The 8,656-nt window shown below is 70.7% G+C and carries 3 protein-coding genes; all 3 read right to left on the bottom strand.

Translation table 11 applies throughout. The features are described from left to right. Nucleotides 1-351 precede the first annotated feature (351 nt). The gene (locus tag ACFWJ4_RS39955; RefSeq protein ID WP_380553953.1) at nt 352-2,061 is read right to left on the bottom strand and encodes a carbamoyltransferase N-terminal domain-containing protein; all 1,710 of its coding nucleotides are present in this window, start codon (nt 2,059-2,061) and stop codon (nt 352-354) included. 12 nt (nt 2,062-2,073) lie between these two features. Further along, nucleotides 2,074-3,078 carry a class I SAM-dependent methyltransferase gene (locus ACFWJ4_RS39950; protein ID WP_380553950.1) on the bottom strand — a complete coding sequence of 335 codons (1,005 nt, stop codon included), beginning with the start codon at nt 3,076-3,078 and terminating at the stop codon, nt 2,074-2,076. 43 nt (nt 3,079-3,121) lie between these two features. Next, nucleotides 3,122-8,656, bottom strand: a 5,535-nt coding sequence (locus ACFWJ4_RS39945) for an amino acid adenylation domain-containing protein (RefSeq protein WP_380553947.1), incomplete at its 5' end; no start/stop codon positions are given.

Raw genomic sequence — 8,656 nt, 5'->3', positions numbered from 1 at the left:
CAGCAGGCCCGCGCCGACGGCGGCCGCGACGGCGGTGCGGAGGATCGGCCGGCGGCGCCCGGTGGTCGGCGCGGTCCGGGCGGTGGACGGAACGGTCGGGGCGGCGGTCATGCCGGCCTCCCTGGTCTGGGTCGTGGCAGAGTCGTCAACCGGAGCGCAGGCCCCGACTTCTGACACCCTGTCACGGCTTCCGCCGCCGGTCCTCGGCCCGGGGGCGGGGTCCGACCCGGAGCGAACCCGGAACGGCCCCGGGGGCCGAACCCCCCGCCGCGCGGGGGGGGGGGGCGGGGGTCCCGGGGCTCGCGCCCGGTCACCGCGCGGGAGGGTCGAGCTCCCGTCGGGAGCTCCCCGTCAGGCCCTGCTGTAGAGCACCCCGTCGGCCCAGACGTGCTCGGTGCGGCCCCATGCCATCGCGGACGCCGCGTCCGGGAAGAAGCCGTGGCCGTTGAGGTTGGCGCTGGTGTTGCACAGCACCGGGATGCCGCTCAACTCGTGGTACGCGCGCAGGATCTCGGCGAGCACCGGGTCGTCCTGGTCGCTGACGGTCTGCAGGCGCGCGGTGCCGTCGAGGTGGGTGATGGCGGGTACGCGGTCCAACCAGTCGGGGCGCACGTCGTGGTCGAAGAGCATGTACGGGTCCGGGGTGCCCGGGTCGAAGATCTCGGGGGCGTGCTCCGTGAGGCAGATGGGAGCCACCGGCCGGTAGTGCTCGCGGTTCTTGAGCTCGTTGAGCAGGTCCTTCATCGCCGGGTCGTTGGCCGGCGCGAGGATGCTGCGCGCACCGAGCGCGCGGGGGCCCAGTTCCGCGCGGCCGCGCAGGAACACCAGGGGCTTGCCGCTCTCGTGCAGGATCCTGGCGACCTCCGCGGGAGTGCAGGCCCGCTCCGTCCAGCCGGCCGGGGTGCGGGGCGTGGTGACCAGGTCCGGCCCCAGGCGCTGGTGCCACTGGACGGCCGAGACGCCCTTGCCGTGCGCGTACTCGGCGCACGCCGTGCCGATGGCGGAGCCGGAGTCGTCGGGGAACGGCGGCACCCAGACGTCGCTGAAGAGCGGGTGGGCGCGCAGGGCGCTGTTCCACTTGATGTTGAGCGCGCACCCGCCGGCGAAGGCGAGGTTCCAGGGGCCTTCGCCCTTCCAGCGCGTGATCTTCTCGACGATCCGCTCGACGAGGAGGTCCTCCATGAACTGGTGCATGCTGGCGAGGACGTCCTCGTCCGGGACGCCGAGTGCGGCGATGTGCTCGGCGGCGTCGCCGAGGTAGGCGTGCGTGTAGCGGTGCGAGGGCTCGCCGTTGCTGCCGCAGCCGATCACGGCGCGGCGGTACTCGGCGACGGACCCGGTCGGCGCCTCGAAGTTCCGGTGGAAGGCGTCGCGCAGGGCCTCCTGCACGGCGTCCTTCGGCCGGCCGAGGGCGATGTACGCCATCAGCTTCCCGGCGACGGAGAGGTCGTCGACGACCCGCGAACGGTCGCCCGCCCGGCGGGCCCACGGCCCGAAGTACTGTGCGGCCATGGCGTACGAGTGGCCGATCAGCGGGAAGACCTCGCCGCCGTTCTCGACGGTGCCGCTCGACGCGTCAACGAAGTAGAGCCGCGGGAAACAGCCCCCGTCCCACACCAGGACGAAGGAGTCCTCCCCGCGGGCGGCGAAGGGGCTCGGACAGTAGGCCGCGGCGAAGTGGCTCGACATGTGGACGTAGCTGTTGTACTTCACCATGTGGCCACCGATGGGGAGTTCGCCGGTGACTCCGGGGCGGACCAGGCTGTTGATGGTGTCGTTCTCGCGGTAGGGCGCGACCTTGAGTTCGAGCGGTGTGCCGTGGTCGAGAACGGAGAGCCGGCCGAAGTCCGCGCCGTCCCAGCCGTCGAGGGCCCAGTTGTCGACGTCGGACACCTTGAAGCCGTGTTCGGCGAGAATCTCGGGAATCAGCCGGAGATCGGCGACGGGGCTGTAGCGGGCGTTGTTCGCCAGCTTCTGCACCTCGATGTTGAAGACGAGCCTGTCGTCCTCAAGGAGGGCCAGTCCGCCGCTGTGCGTGAGCTTGAGGCCAGCTGTGATCATGGTCGCTTGTTCCTAACTGACATGAGTGCGAAGCAAGTTGGCGTTGCGAACGTTGGCTCGGGTCTGCTCCGTGCAGCGGGCGAGGCCGGCCTCGTTCCCGGACAGCAGGGTGAAACCGGTCGGACGCAGCTTGAGTTCGACGCAGTGGAGCCGATCCTCGGGGCTCATGCCCGCGAAGATCTCCTGCAGCCGGGTACTCGCGAACAGGTCACTGCTCGCGAGGGTGCCGAACTCTCCCTCGGCCCAGTGCTCCGAGTCGATGAGGCCGGAGCCGCCGTCCCAGTTGATTCCGTGCACGACGGTCCAGTCCGTGCCGTCGCGGAAGAAGTCCGCGGCTTCCTGGAAGCGGTACGCGTTGACGATCGGATGGAGGTAGGCGTCGGCGTCGGCGGCGAGTTGGGTGGCCGCCGAGACCTCCGCGAAGGACGTGCGCGTGCCGTACTGTTCGACCGAAAGGGCGAGCCCCAGGTCCGCGAGAACCGTCTTCGAGATGTCCGCGGAGGAGTTTTCCATCAGCACGTGGACGAGCCGGCGGTTCAGCAGGCGGTCGAACTCACCGTACGGATGATAGTACCAAGTGTAGGCTATTCCATCGTCTTTGAGGTGGTGCTGCAGCCAATTCACACCACCCGCGGGGTCCGCCAGGTGGTGAATGACCCCGGTGCTGGTGATGAGGTCGAAATGGCGCCCCAAGTGCCGGCCGCCGATCTCGGCATGCCGGAAGTCAACGTTGTCACAGTCGTGATTCCTTGCCAACCCCCGGGCCACCGACAGTGAATGCTCACTGAAGTCGACGCCGAGGAATTCGGTGTCCGGATACTGCAGGGCGAGACCGATCAGACGGTGCCCGGTGCCGCATCCGGCGTCCAGCACCTGGCAACCGTCCAGGGACGGAAGGACCAGGTCGAGACCCATCGCGACGTCGTAGATGGGCTCGGTGTCGGAATTCGGCAGCGGGTAGGGGAACTCCTCGTAGAGCGCGCGTACATCGCCCGAGGACGGCGGGTGGGACGGCATGAATGAACTCCTGTCCGTACGGAGAGAACTGTGAAACGAGCCGCTACTCGACGCCGCTCGCGGTGCACTGCTCGATCGCCTTGGAGATTTCGCCGGCCAGCACGCCCGCATGAGCCGCGCGCAGGAAGGTCAGATGGTCCCCCGGCGTGGGCCGCGCATCGAGTTCGGCCACGAAGGGTGACCAGCTGTCGGCGATGGACAGCGACCAGGGGGAACTCTCCGCCTGGTAGAGCAGCACCGGGCAGGAGACCGCCGGGGGCCGGTAGTGGAGGAGCGCCCGGGTGTGGGCCTCCATCGTCCTGAGGTGGGCGAGGAGTTCGCCGCGGCGCAGCGCGAGCATGTCCGCGGGAAGGTTGAGCTCCAGCATCAGCTCGGCGACGGCCTCGGACCGGGCCGGGTCGCCCGGCGCCGCGTCGGTCAGCCGGCCGAGCAGATCCGCGGTGGCGGCATGGTCGCGCGCGACCAGGTCCATGGCGCTGCTGACCGGCAGGCAGGCGTCGAGGGCCACGAGCAGGGCGACTTCGCCGCCGGACTCCTCGATCAGCCGGGTGACCTCGATGGCCAGGGCGCCGCCGAAGGAGTATCCGGCCAGCAGGTAGGGCCCCTCGGGCTGCAGAGCCCGGATCGTCTCCCAGTAGCCACGGGCCATCGCCGCCACGTCTGACTCCGGCGGCAGGTCGAAGGCCACGCTGCGGGCCTCGATGCCTATCACCCGGACGGTCGGGGCCAGCGCCTCGGCGAGGTGGACGTATCCGCTGACGTTGCCGCCGCCCTCGTGGAAGGCGAACAGCGTCCGCGGCGACGTGCTGCGGTTCAGCGTCACGGTGGACACCCGGGCGCCGCCGTCCGGCGCGGGGGTGCCGACGGCCGCAGCCCGCGTGGTCGTCGCACGCGTGGTCGTCGCGCGTGCGGACAGGTCCGTGATCGTCGGGTTCTGGAAGAGCAGCCTCGGTGTGATCCGCACACCGCGGCTCCGCGCCTTGGCGATGACCTTCATGCCGAGGAAGGAGTCGCCGCCCAGTTCGAAGAAATTGGCGTCCGCGCTGACCCGGTCGACCTTCAGGACCTCGCACCAGATGTCGGCCAGGAACGCCTCGGTCGGCGTCGAGGGCGCCACGTACCGAGTGCCGGCCTCTTCCCGGTCCGCCTCAGGAGTGGGGAGCTGCTTCCGGTCCACCCCCTTGCCGTTGGCCATGACGGGCAGCACGTCCAGGAAGGTGAACACAGAGGGGATCATGAAGTCGGGCAGCCGGCGCGCGCACCACTCCCGCAGGTCGGACACCGCGGGGCGGTCGCCGTCCGCGGCCAGGCAGTAGGCCACGAGGCGCCGCGCGCCCGGCTCGTCCTCGCGCAGCAGCACCACGCCGGCGGTGAGCCGGGGGTGGGCGCTGAGCGTCGACTCGATCTCCCCCAACTCGATTCGGAAGCCGCGGAGTTTGACCTGGTCGTCGATGCGGCCGAGGAAGTCGAGCTGCCCGTCGGGCATCCAGCGCACCAGGTCTCCGGTCCGGTACATCCGCCCCGCAGTACCCCCGGGGCGGGGGTCGCGGACGAAGCGTTCGGCGGTCAGCTCGGGCCGGTTGAGGTACCCGCGGGCGACGCCCTTGCCGCCGATCCAGAGCTCGCCCGGAGCGCCGATCGGGGCCGGGCGGCCCGTGCCGTCGACCACCAGGACGTCGGTGTTCGCCACCGGTGCGCCGATCGGGACGACGGACACGGGCCCGGTGAGCAGGCACGTGGTCATGTTGACCGTGGTCTCCGTCGGCCCGTAGATGTTGAACAGCGGTACGGAGGTGCGCCGGAACCAGCGTTCCACGGAGCTCGCGTGGACCCGCTCGCCGCCCATGCTCATCAGCCGAAGGCGTGGCCCGGGCCGGGTTCCCTCCGCCAGGTGCGAGATCAGCTCGTTCCATACGAAGGGCGGCAGCTGGCAGACGGTGATGTCCTTCGTCCGGATGGTCTCCAGCACCTCCACGGGGGTCCAGTCGTCGCCCCTGGGAACGAGGCGGGCACCGGCGATCAGCGTCGGGAAGATCTCCCCGACGGATCCGTCGAAGGTCACCGAGGAGAACTGCAGGTAGGCGTCGTCCGGGGTGAGCCCGTACTGGCGGCGCATCTCCTGGACCCGGTCGCTCATCGACCGGTGCTCGATCATGACCCCCTTGGGCCGGCCGGTGGAGCCGGACGTGTAGATCACGTACGCGAGGTCGTCCGGGCCCGCGAGCGGTGCGGGATCGTCCACCGGGGCGGCGTCGAGCATCGCCGCGTCGGCTCCGCGGTCCAGGCAGAGGGTGCCCACCGAGCCGGGCAGCCGCCCGACCAGGTGCTGCTGGGTGACGACCACCGGCAGGGCCGTGTCCTCGATCATGAAGGCGAGGCGCTCGGCCGGGTACTGCGTGTCCAGCGGCACATAGGCACCGCCGGACTTCAGGATGCCGAGCACCGTGACGATCATGTCGAGCCCGCGCTCCAGGCACAGACCGACCATCGTCTCCGGCCCGATCCCCAAGGTCCGCAGGTGGTGGGCCAGTTGGTTCGCCCTCTCGTTGAGCTCGCGGTAGGTGAGGGTGTCGTCGCCGAACTCCACGGCGATCGCGTCGGGCCTCTCCCGCGCCTGGGTCTCGATGAGTGCGTGAACCGGGACGTGGTCGGCATGGGGGAGGTCCGGGCCGTCCCACCGGGCGAGTTGCGACCGGTCCGCCTCGGTGAGCAGGTCGACGGCGCCGAGGGTGCTCTCCGGGGCACTGGTGAGGATGGTGGCGAGCAACTGCTCCAGGTGTCCCGCCATGCGCTTCGCGGCGGCGTCGTCGATCATGCTGCGGTCGTGGACGAGGTGGAGGTAGAGACGGCTGTCCGAGTAGGCGGCTCCGAGGACCAGGGGGTAGCCGGTGCGCTCGACGTACTGGAGGCGGCGCCTGCTGAGCCCCTGCGGGAGGTCGTCGCCGCTCAGCAGCTCCGGGTAGTTCTCGAAGATGAGGATCGAGCGGAACAGGGAGCCGGGTATCCCGCTCCACCGCTGGATGTCGGCGAGCGAGCTGTACTCGTACTGGCGGAGCTCGACGTGCCCGTCCTGCAGGGTGCGGAGCCAGTCGACGAGCCGCGCGTCACGGGGGACGGAGGCGCGGACGGGAAGGGTGTTGATGAAGAGGCCGACCATCGACTCGACGTCCGGCAGGTCGGCCGGGCGCCCGGAGACCGTGGAGCCGTAGAGGACGTCCTCGCTGCCGCTGTAGCGGGACAGGAGCAGGGTCCACACACCCTGGATGATCGTGTTGACGGTGATCCGGTGGGCCTTGGCGAACTCGCCCACGCGGGCCGAGAGTTCGCTGTCGACCGCGAACTCCGTGTCGCCGAAGCCGGTTTCGCCGGTCTCACGGTCGACACCGAGCGGGCTGGGTCCGGTGAGGCCGTCCAGGGCGCGACGCCAGAACGCCTCGGCCTCGGACTGCGAGCGCTCCGCGATCCACTCGATGTAGCGCGCGTACGGCACGGGCTCGGGCAGCGTGGGGGCGGTTCCCGACAGAGCCGCGCGGTAGCGCGTGTAGAACTCCTGCTGGACCAGCTGGGCGCTCCACCCGTCGAGCAGCAGGTGGTGGAACGACCAGATCACGATCGTCCGGTCGGCACCGGTCTGCACCAGGGTGAAGCGCATCAGCGGCGGCCGCTCCAGGTCGAAGCCGCGGCGCCGGTCCTCGGCGAGGAGCCGCTCCAGGCGCTCGCGCTGCGCGTCGGCGCCGGCGTCACGCCAGTCGACCTCGTCGAAGCCGATCCCGGCGCGGGCGTGGACCGTCTGGCGGGCGCCGCTCTCGCCGTCGACGGCGAAGGAGCTGCGCAGGATGGCGTGCCGGTCCACGACCTGCTGCCAGCCGCTGCGGAAGCGTGCGACGTCGAGCGGCCCGGTGAACTCGTCCACGAACTGAACGACGTAGGGCCGGACTTCCGCCGCCTCGGCCGTGTGGGCCAAGGACTGGAAGAGCATGCCGGTCTGCATGGGACTCAGGTCGTACGTCGGGGGCTCGGTGTCCCGGGTGTCCCCGGCGGCCGCGCGCTCCTGCTGGGCCCGCACCAGCGACCTCAGGGCAGCGGTCACGCCTTCGACGAGCTTCTCGGCCGTCTGCCTCTCGTGGATGTTCCTGCTGTACGAGACGCTCAGCGACATGCGGTCGCCCTGGACACTCGCGGCGATGTCGATCACATGGGCGCGTTGTCCGTCCGGGTCCACGGACCCGCCGTGAGGCTCCCCGGCGTCGGCCGGCCGGCCGAGGCCCGGGACGTCGCCGTCGAACTGCCCGAGGTAGTTGAAGCTGATCTCGGGCCGGGCCGCGTCGCGCAGGCTGTGCCGCGTCTCGTCCGTTCCCAGGTGGCGCAGAATTCCGTACCCGACGCCGTTGTGGGGCACCGCTGCCAGCTGAGCGCCGACGTCCACCAGGCACTCCGCCGGGCCGCGGCCGGCTGCGAGACGCAGTTCGACCGGGAAGATGCTGGTGAACCAGCCCACGGTGCGGGACAGGTCCACGTCCTCGAACAGGTCCTCCCGGCCGTGCCCCTCCAGTGCGAGGAGCGTGCTCGACCCGCCGGTCCACGCCGTGACGGCCTGCGCGACGGCGGTCAGCAGCACGTCGTTGATCCGGACGTTGAAGGTGCGGGGAACGTCGCGCAGCAGCGCCGCGGTCTCCTCACCGCCCAGGGTGACCGTCACCGCGTCGTACGACGCGGTGGAGTTGTCGCCGGGCAGGTCCCGCGGGATCGGCCCGGAGGTGTGCGGCCGGGTCCAGTAGTCGAGTTCGTCGGTCGCCGCGGGCGTGGTCGCGTAGTGCTGAAGCCGGGCGGACCACGCCTGGTACGAGGTGGTCTTCAGGGGCAGTACGGGGCGCTCTCCCACCGCGAGGGACTGGTAGGTGTCGGCCAGGTCCTGGAGCAGGATCCGCCAGGAGACGCCGTCGACGGCAAGGTGGTGGACGGCGAGCAGGAGCCGCTGGCCCCGCCCGGCGCCGAGGTCGAACAGTGCCGCGCGCAGCAGCGGGCCCGACGCGAGGTCCATGCCCTGCTGCACCTCGTCGGCAGCGGCCCGCATCCGGGCCCACATGTTGTCGTCGGGCAGCCCGGACAGGTCGTGGTGCGCCGTGCACGGCGCCGGCTCGTCGGGGCTGTGGGTCTGGCGCCAGCCGTCGGAACCGTGCTCGAACCTGAGCCGCAGCGCGTCGTGGTGCTCCACGAGCAGCGCCAGGGCCGCGTCCAGGGTTGCGAGGTCGAGCCCCTCGGTCTCCAGGAGCTGGGACTGGTTGAACTGCGCCCTGTTCGACATCTCCAGGCCGAAGAACCAGTGCTGGATGGGGGTCAGCGCCGCCTCTCCCTGCACGGGCCCCTGTTCGGCCCAGACCACGGCGCCCTCCTCGGCGTGCCGGGCGATCTCGGCGACGGTCTGGTGCTGGAAGATCATGCGTGGGGTGAGGTGCAGGCCGTAGCGCTTGGCGCGGGAGATGACCTGGATGGTGAGGATGGAGTCGCCGCCGAGTTCGAAGAAGTTGTCGTGGACGCCGACGCGGTCGACGCGGAGGACCTCGGCCCAGATGCGGGT

The sequence above is a fragment of the Kitasatospora sp. NPDC127067 genome, assembly GCF_042724755.1.
Classification (GTDB): Bacteria; Actinomycetota; Actinomycetes; order Streptomycetales; family Streptomycetaceae; genus Kitasatospora; species Kitasatospora lactacystinica.
The sequence above is the reverse complement of the archived record's forward strand: the minus strand, read 5'-3'. Positions and strand labels throughout refer to the sequence as shown.